The sequence below is a fragment of the Undibacterium sp. Rencai35W genome, from assembly GCF_049340185.1.
Classification (GTDB): domain Bacteria; phylum Pseudomonadota; class Gammaproteobacteria; order Burkholderiales; family Burkholderiaceae_D; genus Undibacterium.
Window position 1 is genome coordinate 1 of the sequence record NZ_JBMPPC010000021.1, and the last position, 283, is coordinate 283.

Annotated in this window: 1 protein-coding gene; it reads left to right on the forward strand. The window is 43.5% G+C overall.

All coding sequences use genetic code 11. From position 1 onward, the window contains the following. Positions 1–12: 12 nt before the first annotated feature. The coding region (locus tag ACO0K3_RS19490) for a rhodanese-like domain-containing protein (RefSeq protein WP_422987506.1) at positions 13–283 on the forward strand (271 nt) is incomplete at its 3' end.

A 283-nucleotide genomic window follows, 5' to 3' on the forward strand; every position in this document is an offset into this window, starting at 1 on the left:
CAAGCAAAAGACATGTTAGCAATTGATGACGTCTATTTAATTGATACTCGAGAGCCCTATGAACATGGCGCGAATAATGTTTCTCAGCAATTAGCAATCAACCCTGCGCGTGTAATGAACATTCCGCTCAGTAGAATGGCTAACGCATTAGTCGATGGGCAATTAAGCTCACAAGGGAAATATATTTTACTGTGCCGCAGTGGCAATCGCTCAAAACAAGCGGCCACTAATTTGTCTCAGCTTGGCTTTACCAATGTGTATAACCTCAGTGGCGGTATGGCAT